This window comes from Cupriavidus sp. SHE (genome assembly GCF_000812445.1).
Classification (GTDB): domain Bacteria; phylum Pseudomonadota; class Gammaproteobacteria; order Burkholderiales; family Burkholderiaceae; genus Cupriavidus; species Cupriavidus metallidurans.
This window is the reverse complement of the sequence record NZ_JWMB01000056.1, coordinates 22,910-44,543: the sequence shown is the minus strand read 5'-3', so window position 1 is coordinate 44,543 and position 21,634 is coordinate 22,910. Positions and strand designations below refer to the sequence as shown.

General features: G+C 65.2%; 15 protein-coding genes and 1 pseudogene. 8 read left to right on the top strand and 8 right to left on the bottom strand.

The window, feature by feature from the left end:
• The 6 genes and pseudogenes from RN01_RS34765 to RN01_RS26470 all read left to right on the top strand — a co-directional run.
• A pseudogene (locus RN01_RS34765) lies at window positions 1-116 on the top strand (EamA family transporter); the annotation flags it as partial.
• Window positions 117-128: 12 nt separating this feature from the next.
• Window positions 129-581, top strand: a complete 453-nt coding sequence (locus RN01_RS26490; RefSeq protein ID WP_017513045.1) for a RidA family protein — start codon at window positions 129-131, stop codon at window positions 579-581.
• An 87-nt stretch (window positions 582-668) separates the two neighbouring features.
• A complete protein-coding gene (locus RN01_RS26485) occupies window positions 669-1,856 on the top strand; it encodes a PLP-dependent aminotransferase family protein (RefSeq protein ID WP_017513046.1) in 1,188 nt (395 codons plus the stop codon).
• A 37-nt stretch (window positions 1,857-1,893) separates the two neighbouring features.
• Window positions 1,894-2,538: a glutathione S-transferase family protein gene (locus RN01_RS26480; RefSeq protein ID WP_017513047.1), complete on the top strand. Its 645-nt coding sequence runs from the start codon at window positions 1,894-1,896 to the stop codon at window positions 2,536-2,538.
• A gap of 516 nt (window positions 2,539-3,054) precedes the next feature.
• A complete protein-coding gene (locus tag RN01_RS26475) occupies window positions 3,055-4,731 on the top strand; it encodes an L-lactate permease (RefSeq protein ID WP_024569928.1) in 1,677 nt (558 codons plus the stop codon).
• Between the two features lie 109 nt (window positions 4,732-4,840).
• On the top strand, window positions 4,841-6,673 hold the full coding sequence (locus tag RN01_RS26470; protein WP_017513049.1) for an ABC transporter ATP-binding protein: 1,833 nt from the start codon (window positions 4,841-4,843) through the stop codon (window positions 6,671-6,673).
• A gap of 7 nt (window positions 6,674-6,680) precedes the next feature.
• Here RN01_RS26470 and RN01_RS26465 read toward each other — a convergent pair whose 3' ends face one another.
• The 5 genes from RN01_RS26465 to RN01_RS26445 all read right to left on the bottom strand — a co-directional run bounded on the left by RN01_RS26465 (window position 6,681) and on the right by RN01_RS26445 (window position 13,444).
• Window positions 6,681-7,211 carry a chromate transporter gene (locus tag RN01_RS26465; RefSeq protein ID WP_008649963.1) on the bottom strand — a complete coding sequence of 177 codons (531 nt, stop codon included), beginning with the start codon at window positions 7,209-7,211 and terminating at the stop codon, window positions 6,681-6,683.
• On the bottom strand, window positions 7,208-7,789 hold the full coding sequence (locus RN01_RS26460) for a chromate transporter (RefSeq protein WP_011517094.1): 582 nt from the start codon (window positions 7,787-7,789) through the stop codon (window positions 7,208-7,210). Before RN01_RS26460 ends, RN01_RS26465 begins: the two co-directional genes overlap by 4 nt.
• 319 nt (window positions 7,790-8,108) lie before the next feature.
• Window positions 8,109-10,439, bottom strand: coding sequence for a DNA topoisomerase IV subunit A (gene parC, locus RN01_RS26455; RefSeq protein ID WP_024569929.1), 2,331 nt, complete (start codon window positions 10,437-10,439; stop codon window positions 8,109-8,111).
• 154 nt (window positions 10,440-10,593) lie between these two features.
• Entirely contained in the window at window positions 10,594-11,379 is a 786-nt protein-coding gene (locus RN01_RS26450; protein WP_029700226.1) for a lytic transglycosylase domain-containing protein, read from the bottom strand.
• 70 nt (window positions 11,380-11,449) lie between these two features.
• Window positions 11,450-13,444 carry a DNA topoisomerase IV subunit B gene (locus RN01_RS26445; protein ID WP_008649957.1) on the bottom strand — a complete coding sequence of 665 codons (1,995 nt, stop codon included), beginning with the start codon at window positions 13,442-13,444 and terminating at the stop codon, window positions 11,450-11,452.
• A 201-nt stretch (window positions 13,445-13,645) separates the two neighbouring features.
• Here RN01_RS26445 and RN01_RS26440 point away from each other — a divergent pair, with 201 nt between their 5' ends.
• Both RN01_RS26440 and RN01_RS34950 read left to right on the top strand, forming a co-directional pair.
• Window positions 13,646-14,857 (top strand): MFS transporter, encoded by a 1,212-nt coding sequence (locus RN01_RS26440; protein WP_024569930.1) that lies wholly within the window; start codon window positions 13,646-13,648, stop codon window positions 14,855-14,857.
• Between the two features lies 1 nt (window position 14,858).
• Window positions 14,859-14,984: a hypothetical protein gene (locus tag RN01_RS34950; RefSeq protein ID WP_008649954.1), complete on the top strand. Its 126-nt coding sequence runs from the start codon at window positions 14,859-14,861 to the stop codon at window positions 14,982-14,984.
• Between the two features lie 69 nt (window positions 14,985-15,053).
• Here RN01_RS34950 and RN01_RS26435 read toward each other — a convergent pair whose 3' ends face one another.
• The 3 genes from RN01_RS26435 to RN01_RS26425 form a co-directional block, all read right to left on the bottom strand.
• A complete protein-coding gene (locus RN01_RS26435) occupies window positions 15,054-16,979 on the bottom strand; it encodes an ATP-binding cassette domain-containing protein (protein ID WP_017514490.1) in 1,926 nt (641 codons plus the stop codon).
• A gap of 241 nt (window positions 16,980-17,220) precedes the next feature.
• Window positions 17,221-19,935: a LuxR C-terminal-related transcriptional regulator gene (locus RN01_RS26430; RefSeq protein ID WP_160171253.1), complete on the bottom strand. Its 2,715-nt coding sequence runs from the start codon at window positions 19,933-19,935 to the stop codon at window positions 17,221-17,223.
• A gap of 131 nt (window positions 19,936-20,066) precedes the next feature.
• Window positions 20,067-21,617, bottom strand: coding sequence for a long-chain-fatty-acid--CoA ligase (locus tag RN01_RS26425; protein WP_024569932.1), 1,551 nt, complete (start codon window positions 21,615-21,617; stop codon window positions 20,067-20,069).
• Window positions 21,618-21,634 lie beyond the last annotated feature (17 nt).

The window sequence follows — 21,634 nt, the reverse complement described above, 5'->3', positions numbered from 1 at the left end:
TGATCGCCGTGGTGGCCCTTGGCCGACGCGCCGCAGTGCGCAACACCGCACCCGCCATGCCGTTGGCATCCGCCGCCGAGGAGGCGCCCCCCATCCTTCCAGGACGACTTCACTGACAGGAGACATGCATGTCCGTCTATGACACCCTTGCCCGTCTGGGCGTGGAACTGCCCTCGGCCGGCGCCCCCGCCGCTGCCTATGTCATGGCAGCGACCACCGGCAACACCGTATTCCTGTCCGGCCATATCGCCAGGAAGGATGGCAAACCCTGGGCTGGCAAGCTCGGCAAGGATATCGACACCGAATCCGGCAAGCAGGCCGCGCGCGCGATCGCCATCGACCTGCTGGCCACGCTGCACACCCATATCGGCGACCTGAACCGCGTCAAGCGCATCGTCAAGGTGATGAGCCTGGTGAACTCGACGCCCGAGTTCACTGAACAACATCTGGTCACCAACGGCTGCTCGGAGTTTCTGGCCGAGGTGTTCGGCGAGAAAGGCAAGCACGCACGCAGCGCGTTCGGCGTGGCGCAGATTCCGCTGGGCGCCTGCGTCGAGATCGAAATGATCGTCGAGATCTGACGTCGTCGGAAACCACCCAACACAGATAATGCCGCGCCGCCTCTTGCCGAGGCCGGCGCATTGAATTCCCCCACCACGAGACCAATCATGAAATGGGCCATCTCCCGCCGGGCGCAGCAACTGACCAGCTCGGCCATCCGTGAAATCCTGAAAGTCACCGAGCGTCCGGAAGTTATTTCGTTCGCCGGCGGCCTGCCCTCGCCGGCTTCGTTCCCGGTAGCGGCCATGGAAGCGGCAGTGGCCCGTGTATTCGCCGACAACCCGCAAGGCGCGCTGCAATACGCGGCCACGGAAGGCTACATGCCGCTGCGCGAGTTCGTGGCCAAGCGCTACAACGTCGACGTGGAACGCGTGATGATCACCACGGGTTCGCAACAGGCGCTGGACCTGATCGCCAAGGTGATGATCGACCCGGGCAGCCCGGTGCTGGTGGAAACGCCGAGCTACCTGGGTGCGCTGCAGGCATTCTCGCTGTTCGAGCCGGAATTCGTGTCGATCCCGTCCGACGAAAAGGGCCTGATCCCCGAGGCGCTGACGCCCGAGCTGACCGCCGGCGCGCGCTTCCTGTACGCCCTGCCGAACTTCCAGAACCCCACCGGCCGCCGCCTGCCGCTGGAGCGCCGCCAGGAACTGGTCAAGCGCGCCAAGGAACTCGGCGTGCTGCTGGTCGAGGACGATCCGTACGGCGAACTGAGCTACTCGGGCAACCAGTTGCCGTCGCTGCTGTCGATGAACCCGGACGGCGTGATCTACATGGGCTCGTTCTCGAAGATCCTGGCGCCCGGTATGCGCCTGGGTTTCGTCATCGCCCCGCCCGACCTGCATTTCAAGCTGTGCCAGGCCAAGCAGGCCTCGGACCTGCACACGCCGACGTTCACGCAGCGCATCGCCTACGAAACGATCAAGGACGGCCTGCTCGAACAGCACATCCCGACCATTCGCGAGCTCTACGGCAAGCAATGCGCGTTCATGCTGGACGCGCTGAAGCGCCACATGCCGGCCGGCGTGACCTGGAACGCGCCCGAGGGCGGCATGTTCATCTGGGTGGAGCTGCCTGAGGGTCTGGACAGCATGAAAATCCTGGAAGAAGCCGTGCGCCGCAACGTGGCCTACGTGCCGGGCGCGCCGTTTTACGCGGGCAGCCCGCGCAAGAACACGCTGCGCCTGGCATTCGTGACCGTTTCGGCCGAGCGCATCGAACAGGGCGTGTCGATCCTGGGCGAGGTGTTCCGCGAAGCGATCGCGCAAGCCGCGCCGCAGGCACGGGCGGCCTGAGCCGGCACGCTACAACCAACCCGAGGAGCCATCGAACATGCTTCGCATCTGGGGCAGGCTGTCGTCAATCAATGTCCAGAAGGTGGTCTGGTGCGCGCGCGAGCTGCATTTGGACCACGAGCGCATCGACATCGGCAATCAGAAGGGCGAGCTCGATACCGAGGCGTACGTGCGTCTCAACCCGAACCGCCTGATTCCGGTGATCGAAGATTTCCGCGACACCGACGTGGCCGGCGAGCCGTTCGTGCTGTGGGAGTCCAACGCGATCGTGCGCTACCTGTGCGCGCGCTATGGCGAGGACACGCTGTGGCCCTCGGACGTCAAGGCGCGCGCCTCGGCAGACCGCTGGATGGACTGGCAGACCACGACGTTCAGCCCGGCGATGGTCCAGGCGTTCCTGCAACTGGTTCGTACACCGGCGGACAAGCGTGACGAGGCCGTCATCGAGAAATCGTGCGAGCGCGCCGAGCCGCTGGCGAAGATGCTCGACGACGCGCTGGAAGGCCGCGAGTTCATCGGTGGCGATCGCTTCACGATGGCCGACGTCTCGCTGGCCTGCGCGGCGCACCGCTGGATGGGCATGCCAAAGGCCCACACGGCCCGGCCCAACCTGGAGCGCTGGCTCGCGGCCATGCGGGCGCGTCCGGCGGCCACTGGCATCCTCGAACTGCCGCTGAAGTAATTCGTTGTATCGCGGTCACCGTCGCCCAGCCGGCCGGTGACCGCCTCCTCTCCCTCCCCCTGCCTGTGCGGAAAAAGTCACTACGCCAGCCCGCGTTTTCAGTGACCACGGCGTTGGTTTTACGCCCTTCCCTCCACATCCCCTATTTCGAACACTCGTATTAAGGAGTAGTCTCGCGCGAGAGTGTGAGGTGCTTCAGCCTGCCCCCGAGCAAACCCTGATCCCTGAATCCGGCTCATCATTCCGATGATCCGATTTAAGGCAGGCGGCCCGGAACCCATCCTTACAATCCCCTTCTGTCCACTTTGGGGCGCTATCAAAATGAAGCGGAGCGGTTCTGGCCAAACGTACGGCGGCAGACTGTAGAAGTCGTACGGCAAGGCCGTGCAACGACGCCTGACTCATTTTGATAGCGCCTCCCAGGGGCGCTATCGTCGCTTGAACGGGCATTTGCATTCCGGCAGCCCAGGCCCGTCAGAGGCAAGCTGTCGTTTCATTCCAGAGGAGGATTCAATCGTGTGGAGTCAAGTGTATGACCCGCTCGGCAGTATGGCGTTGTCCACTATTGCCGCCGCGGTTCCGGTTGTCGTGCTGCTCGCAGCGCTGGCGTTCTTTCACATGCAGGCCCACCTGGCGGCCGGGCTGGCGCTGGTCGTTGGCGTCGTCGTGGCGTCATTCGTGTTCGGAATGCCTGCGGAAATGGCTGGCAAAGCCGCCGGGCTCGGCATCATCTCCGGCTTGTTCCCGATTGGCTGGATCGTCCTCAACATCATCTTCCTGCACCGGCTGACCACGATAAACGGGTCATTCAAGGTGTTGCAGAACTCGATCTCGGGCGTCACCGAAGATCGCCGCCTGCAGCTCCTGCTGGTGGCATTCAGCTTTGGCGCGTTCTTCGAAGGCGCGGCCGGCTTCGGCACGCCCGTGGCCGTGACCGGCGCCATCCTGATCGGCCTGGGCTTCTCACCGCTGGCCGCATCGGGCCTGGCGCTGATCGCCAACACTGCGCCGGTGGCATTCGGCGCGCTCGGCGCGCCGATCATCGGCCTGTCCTCCGTGACCGGCATCGACCAGGTGCAACTCTCCGCGATGATCGGCCGCCAGTTGCCGTTCTTCTCGGTGCTGGTGCCGTTCTGGCTGATCTGGGCGTTCGCGGGCTTCCGCGGCATGCTGGCGATCTGGCCGGCGATCCTGGTGGCCGGCGTCAGCTTCGCGGTGCCGCAGTTCCTGGTGTCGAACTTCCACGGCCCGTGGCTGGTGGACGTGATTTCGGCGCTGGTCTCGATGGGCTGCCTGACCGCCTTCCTGAAGATCTGGCATCCGAAGGAAATCTGGACCTCGACGCGCATCCTGGGCCGTCACGACGATTCCAAGGTCGACAATGCCGAAGCCCTCGAAGCCGACGCCAAGGCCAACGCCGCATCGGCCAACATCTCGGTGATCAAGGCGTGGATGCCGTGGGTGATCCTGACCGTCTTCGTGTTCGTCTGGGGCATCCCCGAGTTCAAGAAGCTGATGGACGGCGTCTGGCAATGGAAGTTCGCCATCCCGGGTCTGGACAAGGCGGTGCTCAAGGGCCCGCCCGTGGTGGCGAAGCAAATCGCCGAGCCGGCCGTGTTCGCGTTCAACGTGCTGTCGATGGCAGGTACCGGCATTCTGGTGTCGGCCCTCATCGGCGGCCTGCTGATGGGCTATTCGATCCCGCGTCTGATCAAGGAGTACTTCGAGACGATCAAGCTCGTGCGCTACTCGCTGCTGACGATCTGCGCGATGTTCGGCATCGGCTACCTGACCCGCTACTCGGGCCTGGATGCCACGCTGGGCCTGGCTTTTGCACAGACCGGCGTGCTCTACCCGCTGTTCGGCACGATGCTGGGCTGGCTGGGTGTGGCGCTGACGGGCTCGGACACCGCGTCGAACGTGCTGTTCGGCGGCCTGCAGAAGACCACGGCGGAACAGCTTGGCCTGTCTCCGACCCTGATGGCCGCGGCCAACAGCTCGGGCGGCGTGATGGGCAAGATGATCGATGCACAGTCGATCGTGGTGGCTTCCACCGCCACCAAGTGGTATGGCCACGAAGGCGAGATTCTGCGCTACGTGTTCTTCCACTCGATCGCGCTGGCGCTGATGGTCGGTATCTTCGTGACGCTGCAGGCGTACGTGCATCCGTTCACGCTGATGGTGATCCACTGATCCACCAGCCATCATCCGCTGCAGTCTTCAAGCCCCGCCCTCGAGCGGGGCTTTTTCATGGGCGTATCATGATCGGCTCACCCGGCAGACATGACGAGGATCGCCCCCCATGCTGATGCGCCGTCTGGAAAGACTGATCGACCCGTTCCGCGGCCTGCCCGACAGCCAGCCGCCGGAAAGCGTGTGGCGCTTCTATGCCCATTTCCTGCGCGAAGTCCGCGGCGTCTTCGCGGCGTTGCTGATCGTCGGTCTGATCGGCGCGCTGGTCGAGGTCGCGCTCTTCAGCTTTCTCGGCCGGCTGGTCGATCTGGCGCGCGAGACGCCCGACGGGTCGTTCTTCGCACGCCACCAGAACGAATTGCTGTGGATGGCGTTCGTCGCGCTGATCCTGCGCCCACTGATGATCGGGGCTCACGATGTGCTGGTGCACCAGGTGATCAACCCGAGCCTGGCCAACATGATCCGTTGGCAGAACCACCGCTACGTGCTCAAGCAGAGCCTGTCGTTCTTCCAGAACGACTTCGCCGGCCGCATCGCGCAGCGGATCATGCAGACCGGTTACTCGCTGCGCGACTCGGCCGTGCAGGCCGTGGATGCGCTCTGGCACGTGATCGTCTACGCGGTCAGTTCGCTGGCGCTGTTCGCCGAGGCCGACTGGCGGCTGACAATTCCGTTGCTCATCTGGATCGTCGGGTACATCGCCGCGCTGGCGTGGTTCACGCCCCGGGTCAAGCAACGCTCCGTGGTGGCCACCGACGCGCGCTCGCGCCTGATGGGCCGCATCGTCGACGGCTATACCAACATCACCACGCTCAAGCTGTTCGCCCACTCGCAGCATGAGGAGACCTACGCGCGCGATGCGATGGCCGACCAGACCGACAAGGTCCGACAGGCCGGCCGGATGGTCAGCGCGATGGACGTCACGGTGACCACGCTGAACGGCCTGCTGATCGCTGGCACCACGGGCATCGCGCTGTGGCTGTGGAACCAGGGGCTGGTCACCACGGGCGCCATTGCGTTGTCCACGGGGCTGGTCATCCGGATCAACAACATGTCCGGCTGGATCATGTGGGTGGTCAACGGCATCTTCGAGAACGTGGGCCAGGTGCAGGACGGCATGAAAACCATCGCCGTACCGCGTCGCGTGCTCGACCGTCCCGATGCGCAGCCGCTCGACATCCGCCAGGGCGAGGTCAGGTTCGACCATGTCGGCTTCCACTACGGCAAGGGCAGCGGCGTCATCGACAACGTGAACCTCGTGGTGCGGCCTGGCGAGAAGATCGGACTGGTCGGTCCGTCTGGCGCGGGCAAGTCGACGCTCGTCAACCTGCTGCTACGGCTCTACGACGTGGAGACCGGCCAGATCCTGATCGACGGCCAGGACATTGCTGGCGTGACGCAGGAGAGCCTGCGCGCGCAGATCGGCATGGTCACGCAGGACACATCACTGCTACACCGCTCGATTCGCGACAACCTGCGCTACGGCAAGCCCGACAGCACAGAGGCCGAGTTGCACGAGGCTTTGCGTCAGGCCCGCGCCGACGACTTCATGGACCTGCTGGTCGACTCGCACGGCAATCACGGGCTGGATGCGCTGGTCGGGGAGCGTGGCGTGAAGCTCTCGGGCGGGCAGCGGCAGCGCATCGCCATCGCGCGGGTGCTGCTGAAAAACGCACCGATCCTGATCCTCGATGAAGCAACGTCCGCACTGGACTCGGAAGTGGAATCCGCGATTCAGGAAAGCCTGGAGGCGCTGATGCATGGCAAGACCGTAATCGCCATCGCGCACCGGCTATCGACGATTGCCCGCATGGATCGTCTGGTAGTGCTCGACGGCGGTCGCATCGTCGAAAGCGGCACGCACGCCGAATTGCTGGCGGATGGTGGCCTGTATGCGCGGCTTTGGGCGCACCAGACCGGGGGCTTCGTCGGCGTCGATTGATCCGCCGTCAGACCAGCCCCAGAAGCCCTGCCCCGGCGCCAAGCGCCACCAGCGCCAGCGGGTGCACCTTCGTCTTCAGCATCAGCCCCACCGTCACCAGCGTCACGAGCGCGGCCGTCCAGCTATGGTCCACGCTGCCGGCCAGCACCCAACCCGTGGACATGAGCAGGCCGATGGTCAATGCAGACAGGCCGCGTCGGATCAGGCCTGGCCATACCGCGTGCGGCGAACGGCCCGCGAAGTATTCGAACCCGAGCGCGATGACGCTCGACGGCCCGCAGATGCCGGCCATCGACGCGAACGCGCCGGCCGGCCCGGCCACCTGCCAGCCGAACAGCGCCACAAACAGAATGTTGGGCCCGGGAGACGCCTGCGAGATGGCATAGAGCGCGGCAAATTGCTCATCGCTCATCCAGCCATTCGCTTCGACCAGGAAGCGATGCATGTCGGGAATCACGGAACCGCCGCCACCGACAGCCAGCAACGAGAGCATGCCGAAGTGGCCAAGCAGGCTGCGCAGGATCTCGGGCGAAGTCATGCGCCCCCCTTGCGCATCGCGCGGTATTCGAGCACCAGCGCAACGGGCACCAGCACGGCCATCACCGGCAACAGCGGCCAGCGCAGCAGGCCGATCGCAACGAACGCGGCAACCCCGACAGCAATCGCGCGCACGGTGCGCGGCTGGCTCTGCGCCAGCTTCACGCCCGTCGACAGCACCAGCCCCGCCGCCACCGCGGTCATGCCCGCCAGCATCTGCCGCACGGCAGTCACATCCTGGAAGCGCAGGTACAGGCCCATCGCGCAGAGCACCACGACCAACGGCATCAGCACCAGTCCGGCGAATGCGGCCAACGCGCCGCGCAGTCCGGCGAAGCGCAGCCCGAGCATCAAGGCCAGGTTGATCACGTTCGGCCCCGGCAGCACCTGCCCGAGGCTCAGGATCTCGACGAAATCGCGGTCATTGAGCCAGCGGTTGCGTTCGACGACGGACCGTCGCACGAATGGCAGGACGCCGCCAAACCCTGACAGCCCCATGCGAGCAAATTCGATGAACAACGTACGGGGCGTGGGAGCCGGCGCAAGCTCGGACTCAACGGGAATCGGCGTGGAGGACATGGTCGTGATGATCTTCTTATGCCCTCGCACTGGAGGAATTGGGGGCAGCCGACATGGTACGGCAATCCTGCACGGCGGCACGCACGCGGGGTCATCACGGATTGGAAAGAGGGGGTCTCGATTGGCGATGCCGCAGGATGGGAGTGATGCGTGCGGTGTCGCGGATTATGCGACTTGCTCTGTCCCGTGGGGCCGGAGAGGTGAGAGCCCCGACAGCAACTCACATGCCGAGGGTTCGCTCCCCTCTCCCGCCCAGCAGGAGAGGGGCCGGATCAGAGAATCAGAGGACCAGCGCCGGAGTCACCGACGCCGTTCCCCTTTACTCCCCAGCCTTTACCGGCTCGATCTTCACTTCCTTGAGGCGCGGCTCGATCGCCTTGCCCTTGCGGGCGCGCTTGCCCACGTAAGGGATCAGCGTCTTGCCGGCCAGCTTCTGCGGCGGCACCTTGCCGCCACGAACGCCGATGCCCGAGATCATCAGGCCCGGCGCGCCCACGGCCACCGCCTGCATCAGCGTTTCCTTCGGTTCCAGCTCCATCAGGATCACGCCGCGGCCACCGGCCGACAGCACCTTGACCTCGTCCAGCGCCGCCAGCAGCAGTCGGCCATTGGCCGAGAAGCAGGCCACATGCGTGCACTCCTCACCAACCGGCGTTGGGGCCAGCAGCATGTCACCCTCGTCCAGCGTGACGAAGGCCTTGCCTGCCTTCTGGCGGCCGATCATGTCGCCAACCTTGGTCACAAAGCCATTGCCACCCGCCGTGGCGATCAGCATCCGTTGTTCGGCGGCACCGGCGAACGTATGCGCGATCTGCGTGCCGGCGGCCAGGTCGATCAGCGTCGTCACAGGCACGCCATCGCCCCGCCCGCCCGGCAGGCCCGATACGGCCACCGAGTACACGCGGCCGTTGCTGCCGAACGCCAGCAACGTGTCGATGGTGCGGCATTCGAAGGTGCCGTAGAGGTTGTCGCCCGCCTTGAATGTGAACTGCGACGCATCGTGGCCGTGGCCCTGACGCGTGCGCACCCAGCCCTTGCCCGACACGATGACCGTCACCGGCTCGTCGATCACCTTCACCTCGGCGGCGGCACGGCTGGCCTCCTGGATCAGCGTGCGGCGCGGATCCTTGTCTTCCGGGCTGTACTGCTTCGCGTCCTGCTCGATTTCCTTGATGATGCGACGGCGCATCATCGTCTCGGACTTCAGCAGCACGTCCAGTTCGGCCTGCTCGTCGCGCAGCTTCGCCAGTTCCTGTTCGATCTTGATCGCTTCCAGGCGCGCCAGCTGGCGCAGGCGGATTTCCAGGATGTCCTCAGCCTGGCGGTCGCTCAGGCGGAACGCCTCGATCAGCGCGGGCTTCGGCTCATCGCTTTCGCGGATGATGCGGATCACCTCGTCGATGTTCAGCAGCACCAGCATCCGGCCTTCCAGGATGTGGATGCGGTCCTCCACCTTGGTCAGCTGGAAGCGCGTGCGGCGCGTCACCGTGGCAAAGCGGAACTCGATCCACTCGCGCAGGATTTCCTGCAGCCCCTTCTGGCGCGGACGGCCATCGGTGCCGATCATCACCAGGTTGATCGGCGCGCCCGATTCCAGGCTCGTATGCGCGAGCAGCGTCTGGATGAAGTCCTGCTGCTCGGTGTTCTTGCTCTTGGGCTCGAACACCAGGCGAACCGGCGCATCCTTGCCCGACTCGTCGCGCACCGCGTCGAGCACGGACAGCATCGTCGTCTTGAGCTGGGTCTGCTCGGGCGTCAGCGCCTTCTTGCCGGTGCGGATCTTCGGGTTGGTGATTTCCTCGATTTCCTCGAGCACCTTCTGCGCCGACGTGCCCGGCGGCAGTTCGGTCACCACCATCTGCCACTGGCCCCGCGCCATTTCCTCGATGGTCCAGCGCGCGCGCACCTTCAGGCTGCCACGGCCGCTTTCGTAGATCTGGGCGATCTCCGACGCCGGCGAAATGATCTGGCCGCCGCCCGGGTAGTCCGGCCCCGGCATCAGGGCCAGCAGGTCCGCCAGCGAGATATTCGGATTGCGGATCATCGCTACCGTGGCACCTGCCACTTCGCGCAGATTGTGCGGCGGAATTTCCGTGGCCATACCCACCGCGATGCCCGATGCGCCGTTCAGCAGCACGAACGGCAGTCGCGCGGGCAACAGCTTCGGCTCTTCTTCCGAACCGTCGTAGTTCGGCAGGAAGTCCACCGTGCCCATGTCGATCTCATCGAGCAGCAGGCGCGAGATCGGCGTCAGGCGGGCTTCCGTGTAACGCATGGCCGCAGCGCCATCGCCATCGCGCGAGCCGAAGTTGCCCTGGCCGTCGATCAGCGGATAGCGCAGCGAGAAGTCCTGTGCCAGGCGCACCAGGGCGTCATAGGCAGACTGGTCGCCGTGCGGGTGGAACTTACCGAGCACCTCGCCGACCACACGGGCGGACTTCACGGGCTTGGCATCGGCACGCAGCCCCATCGCCTGCATGGCGAAGAGGATGCGGCGCTGCACGGGCTTCTGGCCGTCGGCCACTTCGGGCAGCGCGCGGCCCTTGACCACGCTCACGGCGTAGTCGAGATAGGCGCGCTCGGCGTAGCGAGCAAGCGTCAGCGAATCGGCAGGCTCGTCGGCCTGAAACGTAATGTCTGGTTGATCCATGTTTGGCAAGATTTCGGCCCGGCAGGCACCTGCGCGCCCGGCAGCCGGCTGTTGCAGTCAGCGTGGGATTCTAAAGGAAGTAGATGGCGATACCGCCGCAACCTCTGGCCGCGTGGCAAATCCATCTCAGGAAGCGGCATCAGGCGCCCGCATGTCAGGGCATGGGCCGGCGACCGCCGATCACCATCCTGACCCGCTCGGCCGCCATGCCGGTCCGCACCACGCGCGCCCCGGACGCCTCGCCCGGCTGGTACAGGCGATAGAACTCCAGCACCGTGGCGACATACTGCTGCGTCTCGGGATATGGTGGGATCTGGTTGTTGTAGCGTTGCACGGCGCCCTCACCGGCGTTGTAAGCGGCCAGCACCAGCTCCAGGTTGTTCGGGAACAACTCCATCAGCCAGCGCAGGTACCGCACACCGGCGGTGATGTTCAGACGCGGATCGGCCAGTTTCTGCTCCACGGTCCCGCGCTTGTCGGCGGCGATGCCGAAGCGCGCGCCCGTGTCCGGAATCACCTGCATCAGCCCGATCGCGCCCTTCGGCGACACCGCCGTCGGATTGAAGCCGCTCTCCACGGCCATCACGGCCTTGACCAGTGCCGGGTCCACGTTCTGCGCCGCAGCCGCCTTCTGGATGATCGGATCGACCATCGCCAGGTTCGGATGGTTGAGCACGTAGCGGTACAGCTTCTCGCGTTCGGGGTCCAGCTTGCCGCCGGGCAGGCCACCCCGAGGCAGACTGCGCATGTTGCTCGAATCGAAGCTGCCGCCATCCTTCATGAACAGCTTGTAGCGCGCATCGAGCTTCGCATCGGCAAAGTGCGCCACGCCATCGGCGTCGATAAAGCCCCAGAGCTCCGCATGGGCGGGCGCGGCAAGGCAGAGCGACGCCAGCGCGGCAAGCATTCCTGCCACCCGCGCTGCCACCCGCGCCACCATCCGCCCAGATCGGCGGAATCGACCGAATCGTTCGATGTTGTTGCTGCCCTGCCTCATTTGCGCATCGCCGTCAGATGTCGGCCTCCACTTCGTTGCCCTTCTCTTCCAGCCAGCTGCGTCGTTGCGAGGCTTCGCCCTTGCCCATCAGCATATTCATCATGGTGACGGTCTGCGGCATGTCGAACTCGCCCAGCGACACCGGCAGCAGCCGGCGCGTATCGGGATTCATCGTCGTCTCCCAGAGCTGCCCGGCGCTCATCTCGCCAAGGCCCTTGAAGCGCGAAATCTGCCACGCGCCTTCCTTGACGCCATCCTTGAGCAACTTGTCCTGGATGGCTTCAAGCTCGCCTTCGTCGAGCGCATAGAGCTTCTGCGCCGGCTTCTTGCCACGCGCCGGTGCATCCACGCGGAACAGTGGCGGGCGTGCCACGCAGACGTTGCCGTTCGCCATCAGCTTCGGGAAGTGGCGGAAGAACAGCGTCAGCAGCAGCACCTGGATGTGCGCCCCGTCGACGTCCGCATCGGACAGAATGCAGATCTTGCCGTACCGCAGGTTCGACAGGTCGGGCTCGTCGTCCGGGCCATGCGGGTCGACGCCGATCGCCACCGCGATGTCATGCACTTCGTTGTTGGCGAACAGGCGGTCGCGCTCGGTCTCCCAGGTATTGAGCACCTTGCCGCGCAGCGGCAGGATGGCCTGGAATTCCTTGTCGCGGCCCATTTTGGCCGAACCACCGGCGGAGTCGCCCTCCACCAGGAAGATCTCGTTGCGCTCGACATCGGTCGATTCGCAATCGGTCAGCTTGCCGGGCAGCACGGCCACGCCGGAGCCCTTCTTTTTCTCGACCTTCTGCGCGGCACGCGTGCGGGCCTGAGCCTGGCGAATCACCAGTTCCGCCAGCTTCTTGCCGAAATCGACATGATGGTTGAGCCAGAGTTCGAGCGCCGGACGGCTGAACGTGGAAACCAGACGCACGGCGTCACGGCTGTTCAGGCGCTCCTTGATCTGGCCCTGGAACTGCGGATCGAGCACCTTGGCCGACAGCACGAACGATGCGCGCGCGAACACGTCTTCGCTCATCAGCTTTACGCCCTTTGGCTGCAGCGAGTGCATCTCGATAAAGCTCTTCACGGCCAGGAACAGGCCTTCGCGCAGGCCGGATTCGTGCGTGCCGCCGGCTGGCGTGGGAATCAGGTTGACGTAGGATTCGCGCACCGGCGCGCCTTCCTCGGTCCACGCCACCACCCACGACGCGCCTTCGCCTTCGGCAAAGCCTTCCTCGCCGGCGTTCTTGTCCGGGTCGGCAAAGTGCTCGCCCTCGAACATCGGGATCACGAGTTCAGCGCCGCTGCCCTGGGCCAGGGCCTCGACCAGATAGCCCTTCAGGCCCTGTTCGTACTGCCACACGGTCTGCTCGCCAGTCTTCTCGAGCACCAGCGTGACCTTCACGCCCGGCAGCAGCACGGCCTTGCTGCGCAGCAGGCGCTGCAGTTCGGCCATCGGGATTGCGGCCGAATCGAAATACTTCGCGTCCGGCCACACCTGCACGCGCGTGCCGCTCTTCTTCTCGCCGCGCTCGATCTTGCGGGTCGCCAGCGGGCGGGTCACTTCGCCGCCATGCTCAAACGTCAGCGTGGACACCGCCCCATCGCGCCAGACCGTGACGTCCAGGCGCGTGGCCAGCGCGTTGGTCACCGACACGCCCACGCCATGCAGGCCGCCCGAGAACGCGTAGGCGCCGCCCTTGCCCTTGTCGAACTTGCCGCCCGCGTGCAGGCGGGTGAAGACGATCTCCACCACCGGCACCTGCTCTTCCGGGTGGATGCCCACCGGGATGCCGCGGCCATCGTCTTCCACGCTGATGCTGCCGTCGCGATGCAGCGTGACCAGGATTTCGGTGCCGTAGCCGCCGAGCGCTTCGTCGGACGCGTTGTCGATCACCTCCTGCACGACATGCAGGGGGTTATCGGTACGGGTGTACATGCCGGGCCGTTGCTTGACCGGCTCCAGACCCTTCAGGACCCGGATGGAAGATTCGCTGTACTGACTGGTTTTGCTCGCCATGGAGTCGTTTTGCGGAAAGTGGGACGCCCGGCCGTCGGCGGCCGGAATGCGCAGCATTGTAATGGATGGGCGCGGCACGAATCCCGTGCCGGCAAGATTGAATGGCGCGGAGTAAACTCGCCGGACCGCGCATACGGCACCTCCGCAGTCGCTATAGCAGCCGTCGACATAACAATAGAAACAATACCTACCGAGCCCGACATGACTGACCGCAAACTCTCCCTGACCACCGTCCTAGTGTGCGGTGGGCTGCTCGTGACGCTCTCGATGGGCATCCGGCATGGCTTTGGCCTGTTCAACCTGCCGATCACACAAACCCATGGCTGGAGCCGGGAGACCTTCGCCTTTGCCCTGGCGCTGCAGAACCTGATGTGGGGCGCCAGCCAGCCGATCACCGGCGCGCTGGCCGACAAGTTCGGCGCCCTGCGCATCATGATCATCGGCGTGGCGCTCTATGTGGCCGGGCTGATCGTCATGGGACTGGCCACCAGCGGCACCGCCTTTGCCACGGGCGCCGGGGTGCTGATCGGCATCGCGCAGTCCGGCACCACGTACAGCGTGGTCTATGGCGTGATCGGCCGCGTGGCCAGCGCGGAGAAGCGCGTCTGGGCCATGGGCATCGCAGCAGCGGCCGGGTCTTTCGGTCAGTTCCTGATGATTCCGGTGGAACAGACACTGATTTCCACCATGGGCTGGCAAAACGCGCTGTTCATCCTGGCATTCCTCGCATGTTTCATGCTGCCTCTGGCGCTGACGCTGCGGGAACCGAAGATGGTCGCGACGACCACCGGCCATCACCAGACCATCGGCGAAGCGACGCGCGAGGCATTCGGTAACCGCAATTTCCAGTTGCTGACACTCGGCTACTTCGTCTGCGGCTTCCAGGTGGTGTTCATCGGCGTGCATCTGGCCCCTTACCTCAAGGACCGGGGCTTCACCGATCCCAAGGTCGCCACGGTGGCGCTGGCGCTGATCGGCCTGTTCAACGTGTTCGGCACCTATACGGCCGGGTCGATGGGCCAGCGGATGCCCAAGCGCTACCTGCTGTCGTTCATCTATATCGCGCGCTCGGTGGTGATCGCCGGCTACCTGCTGATGCCGCTGACGGCGGCCAGCACCTGGGTGTTCGCGGCGCTGATGGGCTTCCTGTGGTTGTCGACCGTACCGCTGACCAACGGGATCATCGCCCAGGTGTTTGGCGTGAAGTACCTGTCGATGCTGTCGGGTGTGGTGTTCTTCTCGCACCAGATCGGCAGCTTCCTGGGCGCATGGCTGGGCGGCTACCTGTTCGACAAGACCGGCAGTTACAGCACCGTATGGATGATCGCGATCGCGCTGGGCTTGATGGCCGCGGTAGTCAACCTGCCGATCCGCGAGCAGGCGCTAGTCCGTCCACAACCCTTGGGGGCCTGAGATGAGACTGGCCAAGGGCCTTGGATTCCTTGCCCTGGCGGCGCTGCTGACGCTGGGATTTCTGGCTTACCTGCGCCCAGCGTTCATGGTCGACCTGACCAATATGGTGCTGGCGTGGTGCGGATGAGTGGATTGACTACCGACCAGCCCCTCTCTCCCACGCCGTGGGAGAGAGGGTGAAAACCAGGAGCAACGCTTAGGCGCCCTCGCCCTTCGTCTTCTTCTCCAGTACTTCCCAGCGCTCGAGTGCTTCAAGCAGTTCCATCTCGATCTCGTCGTGACGTGTGGCCAGATCGGCCGCCCGCTTCGGATCGGTGGCGTACATCGAGCCGTCCTCGAGTTGCGCGCCGATGGTCTTCTGCTCGGTCTCCAGCGACTGGATACGTTCCGGCAGACTGTCGAGTTCGCGCTGCTCCTTGTACGACAGCTTGACCGTGCGATTCGCGCCCCGCGCCTCGCGCGCGGCCGACTTTGGCGCCTCCGTGGCCTGCCTGGATTCAGCGCGGGCAGCCTGCAACGCCTGCGCACGAGCCGACTGTTCCAGCCAGTCCGAGTAACCGCCTACCGATTCGCGCCACATGCCATCGCCTTCGGCAGCGATCGTGGAGGTCACCACATTGTCCAGGAACGCACGATCGTGCGAAACCAGGAACACCGTGCCGCTGTAGTCCTGTAGCAGTTCTTCCAGCAGTTCGAGCGTGTCGATGTCCAGGTCGTTGGTCGGTTCGTCCAGCACCAGCACATTCGCGGGCCGCGCGAACAACCGCGCCAGCAGCAGCCGGTTGCGCTCGCCGCCCGACAGCGACTTGACCGGTGACCGCGCGCGTTCGGGCGCGAACAGGAAGTCGCCCAGGTAGCTCATCACGTGCTTGCGCTGGCCGTTGACCTCGACCCAGTCGCTGCCCGGACTGATGGTGTCCGCGAGCGACTTCTCCAGATCCAGCGAGGTACGCATCTGGTCGAAGTACGCCACCTGCAGATTGCTGCCATTGCGCACCGTGCCGCTGTCGGGCGGCAGTTCACCCAGAATCAGCCGCAGCAGCGTGGTCTTGCCGACGCCGTTCGGCCCGATCAGGCCGACCTTGTCGCCGCGCATGATCGTCGCGGTGAAGTCGCGCACGACCGCCTTGTCGCCATAAGCCTTCGACACGTTGGTCAACTCGGCCACGATCTTGCCCGAACGCTCGCCCTGCGAGACTTCGAGCTTGACGTTGCCCTGCACCTCGCGACGCGAGGCGCGCTCCGCCCGCATCGTCACCAGCCGCTGCACGCGCGCCACGCTGCGGGTACGGCGTGCTTCCACGCCCTTGCGGATCCACACTTCTTCCTGCGCCAGCAGCTTGTCGAACTTGGCTTGCTCCACGGCCTCGTTGGCCAGCAGTTCGGCCTTGCGCGTCTGGTAGGCGGCAAAGTTGCCCGGGAACGAAACCAGCCGGCCCCGATCGAGTTCGACGATGCGGGTTGCCACGCGATCCAGGAACGCGCGATCGTGGGTGATCAGCAGCACGCTGCCGCGGAACCCGAGCAGCAGGTCTTCGAGCCAGCGGATGGCCTCCACGTCGAGGTGGTTGGTCGGCTCGTCGAGCAGCAGGATGTCCGGCTCGGCCACCAGACCCTGGGCCAGCGCCACGCGCTTCTGCAGACCGCCAGAAAGCGCGTCCACGCGCACATGAGGGTCGAGCGCGAGCTTTGCCAGCGTGGTTTCCACGCGGGTGCGCAACTGCCAGGCGTCGGCGGCATCGAGTTCGGCCTGCACGCGATGCAGTTCGGCCAGGGTGGCCTCGTCGTTGTGGGTTTCCAGCTTGGTGAGCGCGGCGTCATAGCGCAGCAGCAGATCGTGCGCCGCGCCCATGCCCTGGCTCACCGCATCGAATACGGTCAAGCCCGGCGCGAACTGCGGCTCTTGCGCCACATAGGCGCACGTCACGCCGCTCTGGCGGGAGATCAGGCCATCGTCGGGCGCTGACATGCCGGCCACGATCCGCAGCAGGGACGACTTGCCCGTGCCGTTGCGGCCGATCAGGCCAACACGTTCGCCGGCTTCAAGGGAAAAATCGGTGTGGTCGAGCAACGCCACGTGGCCGAAAGCCAGCTGGGCATCGGTAATGGAGAACAGGGCCATGGTGGGTCCGACTGAGTAGGCCCAAGATTGTAGACGAGTCGCAGGCGTCGGCACCCATAAGGTGCCCCGGGAAAAGAAGTTCATTGCCGATCTGCGTGACCGCCTGGAAACAAAAAGGGCCAACCGCCAACCGCTTTGATCCTGGCCTCCAACCATCGCTGGTGACGGTCTACGTGCTCAAGGACGGCCTCAAGGCGGCGAGGGACGGCCAGCACTCGGGCTCCGCCAGCGGCGCGCCGCGTCAACGTTCACAGAGCGCAAACTTGCGGGCCACGATGATGGCCTCGTAGCGACTTGTTACCTGCAGCTTGACGAAAATATTCTTGAGGTTCCACTTCACGGTCTGCACGCTGATATTGAGCGTCAGTGCGATCCGCTTGTTGGACATGGATTGCTCCAGCAGCGCAATGACTTCCAGCTCACGGCGCGTCAGCACCGGTATCGGCATATCGTCGTTCGCGCCGCCCCCTCCTTCGTCGTTCGACTCGATGGGGATCGGTGGCCAGGGCACTCCAGCACTTTCGAGTGCCGGACACTCACCCATGAGCCCCCTCACGTATTCCACAAGTGCGGCACCCCCTCCCACGCCTGCGCGCAGCAGTATGCCGTGCAGCCCCTCCCCCTCCTCGATCAGCGTCCGGTGCAGGCCCAGCCGATAGCACGCTGCCAGCGCCGATTGCATGCAGGCGTGCGCCTCCACCCTCCTGCCCAGCGCCTCCAGGGCCCGGGCCTGGAGGAAATCGCTCACGGCAAGCAGGCGGCCGCTGCTCATCGCACCGATGAAGGGACGGGCAGCGTCCAGCGCGATCAAGGCCTCCCGCGCGAGCCCCATGGCAAGCAGCAAGCGCGTGCGTGACATCGCTACGACGGCACCAACTTCGGCGAACTGCGGGTCGGTGTCCGCGTGGGTGCTGGCGATCTCGTCCAGCGCAGTCTGCATGGACCGCGCATGGCGCAAATCGCCGTAGCTCAACACAATGCGCTGCTGCTCCGCCAGCATGCATGCCACCCCTCGGTGCGCGCCAATGGCCCGGAAGTGCACTTCCGCCCTGGTGAAGTAGGCCAGCGCATCCTGCGGTGATTCGCGCAAGCTCATGATCCGCCCGAACACCTGCGCCGCACGCAGCCGCAGGTCGGCAGAGGCGGCTCGCAAGGCCGTCCGGCAGTGCAGCAAGGCCTCGCGGGCCTCATCGACGCGGTCGAGCTCGTACCAGGCCTGCGCCATCACGGCGGTACAGGTCACGGCACAGAGCGAGCGGTCCCCGTGTATGGTCCGCGCGCGGCGCAGGACCATGGCGCCGATGCGCTCGGCCTCCAGGGCGTCCCCCTCGCGCATCGCCACGCCGGCGACGGTCGCCGCCGCGACCAGCGCAAGTTCACCGCGGCCCGTACGCGTGCTGCGCGCGGCCGGCGAGTGGTAAAGATCGCGCGCGCGCAAATGCTGACCCTGCACGGACAGCCAGCGCATACGCAGCGCGAGCTCAACGTCCTGCAAGGCGTCGGGCGTGGACCCCGGCTCATCGGTCTGTAGCACCTGCAGCGCCTGCAGCGCCGTCAGCGCGGCGGCACCATCGTCGCGATGGGTGGCAATCAGCGCCCTGAGCAACAGGACATGGCGGGCAGCCGCTGCATCGGTGCCGGTCGAGCCCGACTGTTCCACGCTTTGCAGCCACTGCTCCGCCAGGTCGTGCCGTCCCGACAACGCACAGGCCCATGTGCCCATGGACAACAGCCGTGGGTGGCCGGCCAGCCGTTCGCAGCCGACGCTTTCCAGCCAGCGCGAAAAGACCCCGAGTTGTGCCAGGCTGTGCGGCGGCGGTAAAGCACGGTCTACCAGCTGCGTCACCAGGCCGAGATCGTCACTCAGGACCGCGCTGCGCATGGCTTCGGCAAAACGTCCGCGCTGTATGAACCAGTGCGCCGCCCGGTAGTGAAGCGGCCTGGCATCGATGCCAACGCGCGCGCGCCGCTTGCCGAGATACGCGCGAAAGATGGGATGGAAGCGATACCACCGCTGGCCGTCGCGTCGCTCGACCGGCAACAGAAACATATGCCGCGAGAGAATTTCAGCCAGGTACCCCGCAGCATCCGCGCATCCGGTGACGCTGGCGGCCAGATCCGCGTGGAAGCAGCGCAGCACCGAAACCTGGAGAACGAAGTCGAGCAGTTCGGGCGACAACTCGTCAATCACCTCTTCCGACAGGTAGGCGTCGAGATTGTCACTGTCGCAAACACACTTGCGCGCGGTCTTGCCATCCGGAAACTGGCTGCACATAGCCCGACTGGCCAGGCGCACACCGACCGGCCAGCCGTCCGTGATGTCATGGATTTGCCATGCCGACTCGGGGCCGAGCCGGACATCCGGCCGAGCTTTCAGGAAGGCCTCCGTTTCATCCAGGTTGAACAGCAGTTCGGCACCATCAACGGCGACCACGTCTTCCATGGCCAGCAAGCGCCCCAGCCGCAGGGCTGGCCTGGTGCGAGACGCAATCACAAGATGCAGGCCCGGGAGCATGGCATCGGCCATGGCCTGCACCAGTCCCACCGTCGCCGGATCGCCGACGTGATGGAAGTCGTCGATCATCAGGTACGATTCGCCAGGTGCTTGTGCCAGGGCATCAAGCAGGGCTGCCGCGAGATCGAATTCGTCAGAAGAATCTTCGGTAGTGACCATCTTCGCCGGCGCCACGGACACGCCGGCACGACCCAGCGCGCTTTCCAGGACCGCACAGAATTTCGGCAATGTCCCGTCGCCAGCGGCCAGCGTCACCCACAGCACGCGCGCGCCGGCCTGCTCCAGGTGGTGATGCCATTGCGCCATCAGGGTCGTCTTGCCGAAGCCCGCGCCAGCGGTCAGCAGGAAGAGTTTTCTGTCACCTGCCGCATGCAGCTTGCCAATCAGACGTTGGCGGATCGTCGTGCCGCTGCCCAGACGTGGCGGCACGATCTTCGGCAAGATACGCGAAGGCAGACTCATCGCTTCATGACTCCTTGCGGTATCGGCACGGGCAGGTTGCCCCGGGGATGCCGGCGCCCCGGGACGCCAAAGCTGCTCCCCTGCGGCATTGCCGCCGGCGGGGAGGGCGGCTACTTCCAATGGCGCTTGCGCAGCTCGTTCTTGAGCACCTTGCCGACGCTCGACAACGGCAGCGCATCGACGAACTCGACGCTGCGTGGGATCTTGTAGCCGGCAATCCGTTCACGGCAATGGGACTGGATCGACTCGAGCGTGGCGCTCTCGCCCTGCCGGAGAACCACCACCGCGTGCACGGACTCACCCCACTTCTCGTGGGGCACGCCGATCACAGACGACTGCGCGACGGCCGGATGACTCGCCAGCGCCTTCTCCACCTCGGCGGAATAGACGTTCTCGCCACCGCTGATGATCATGTCCTTCATGCGGTCGACCAGGAACAGGAAGCCGTCCTTGTCCATGTACCCACCGTCGCCGGTATGCATCCAGCCATTGCGGATCGCCTCTGCGGTAGCCTGCGGCTGGTTCCAGTAGCCGAGCATCACATTCGGGCCACGTACGATGATCTCGCCCACGGTACCGCGCGGGACCTCGTTGCCCTTGGCGTCGACCACCTTGACCTCAACCGTATGCGCCGGGCGGCCGACCGAATACATCTTGCCGCTCGCCTGCGCCGCCGCGTCGTGATACTCCGGGCCAAGCAGCGTGGCCACCGGCGCCAGCTCGGTCATGCCATAGCCCTGCGAAAAGCGCACCGCGGGGAAGGTCTGCCTGGTGCGCTCCAGCAGCGCAGGGGTCATCGGCGAGGCGCCATAGCGCAGGCTGTTTAGCGACGACAGGTCCAGCTCGGCCGCGCGCCCCGGATGCCGGTCCATCCAGTCCAGCCCCATCTGGATCATGGTCGGCGCCAGCAGGACGGCCGTCACCCTGTCCTGCGCAATCCCCTCCATCATGCGGCCAGGATCGAAAGCGGATATCGCCACATGCGTGCCGCCGACCAGGAACACAGCGTTGATCGCCGCGAAGCATGCCAGGTGGAACATCGGCATCACATGCATCATCACGATGGATTCATCCACCGTCCCCGACATCGGCTGGTTGCAGGCCGACGAGATCAGGTTCGCATGGCTGAGCATCACCCCCTTCGGGAAGCCGGTGGTGCCTCCGGTGTAGAAAATCCCCGCCAGGTCGTTGCCGTGACGGTAGGCGTCTTCCATCGGAGCGCTGTCCGCAACCAGGGTTTCATAGTTCAGCATGCCTGCCGGGGTCTCTCCGTCACCGGCATAGATGACGTGGCGCACGGTCGTGCACTCGGCCGCGACCTTCTGCGCAACCTCGGTGAACGGGTCGTCGACAATCAGCACCGCAGTGCCGGAGTCCTTGAACGAATACGCGATCTCTGCCGCGCTCCAGCGGAAGTTGACAGGGTTGAGCACGGCGCCTGCCCACGGTACCGCCATGTAATACTCGATGTAGCGCGCCGAGTTAAGCGAGAACATTGCTACACGTTCGCCTTCGGCCACGCCCAGCTTGCGCAGCGCACCTGCCAGCCGCGCGACGCGATCACCGATTTCGGCGTAGGTCAGCGCACGGCCGTTAAAACGTACTGCGACCTTGTCTGGTCGCTGCTGCATCGAGCGGTGCAGCGCCTGTGTCATATACATGTCGTTGTCTCTGCATT

Coding starts and splice junctions, on each gene's coding strand:
- RN01_RS26465 (WP_008649963.1), bottom strand. CDS start 7,211: ATGACTTCGCCCGAGATCCTGCGCAGCCTGCTTGGCCACTTCGGCATG.
- RN01_RS26445 (WP_008649957.1), bottom strand. CDS start 13,444: ATGGCGAGCAAAACCAGTCAGTACAGCGAATCTTCCATCCGGGTCCTG.
- RN01_RS26440 (WP_024569930.1), top strand. CDS start 13,646: ATGACTGACCGCAAACTCTCCCTGACCACCGTCCTAGTGTGCGGTGGG.
- parC (WP_024569929.1), bottom strand. CDS start 10,439: ATGGATCAACCAGACATTACGTTTCAGGCCGACGAGCCTGCCGATTCG.
- RN01_RS26470 (WP_017513049.1), top strand. CDS start 4,841: ATGCTGATGCGCCGTCTGGAAAGACTGATCGACCCGTTCCGCGGCCTG.
- RN01_RS26480 (WP_017513047.1), top strand. CDS start 1,894: ATGCTTCGCATCTGGGGCAGGCTGTCGTCAATCAATGTCCAGAAGGTG.
- RN01_RS34950 (WP_008649954.1), top strand. CDS start 14,859: ATGAGACTGGCCAAGGGCCTTGGATTCCTTGCCCTGGCGGCGCTGCTG.
- RN01_RS26485 (WP_017513046.1), top strand. CDS start 669: ATGAAATGGGCCATCTCCCGCCGGGCGCAGCAACTGACCAGCTCGGCC.
- RN01_RS26490 (WP_017513045.1), top strand. CDS start 129: ATGTCCGTCTATGACACCCTTGCCCGTCTGGGCGTGGAACTGCCCTCG.
- RN01_RS26450 (WP_029700226.1), bottom strand. CDS start 11,379: ATGGTGGCGCGGGTGGCAGCGCGGGTGGCAGGAATGCTTGCCGCGCTG.
- RN01_RS26435 (WP_017514490.1), bottom strand. CDS start 16,979: ATGGCCCTGTTCTCCATTACCGATGCCCAGCTGGCTTTCGGCCACGTG.
- RN01_RS26460 (WP_011517094.1), bottom strand. CDS start 7,789: ATGTCCTCCACGCCGATTCCCGTTGAGTCCGAGCTTGCGCCGGCTCCC.
- RN01_RS26425 (WP_024569932.1), bottom strand. CDS start 21,617: ATGTATATGACACAGGCGCTGCACCGCTCGATGCAGCAGCGACCAGAC.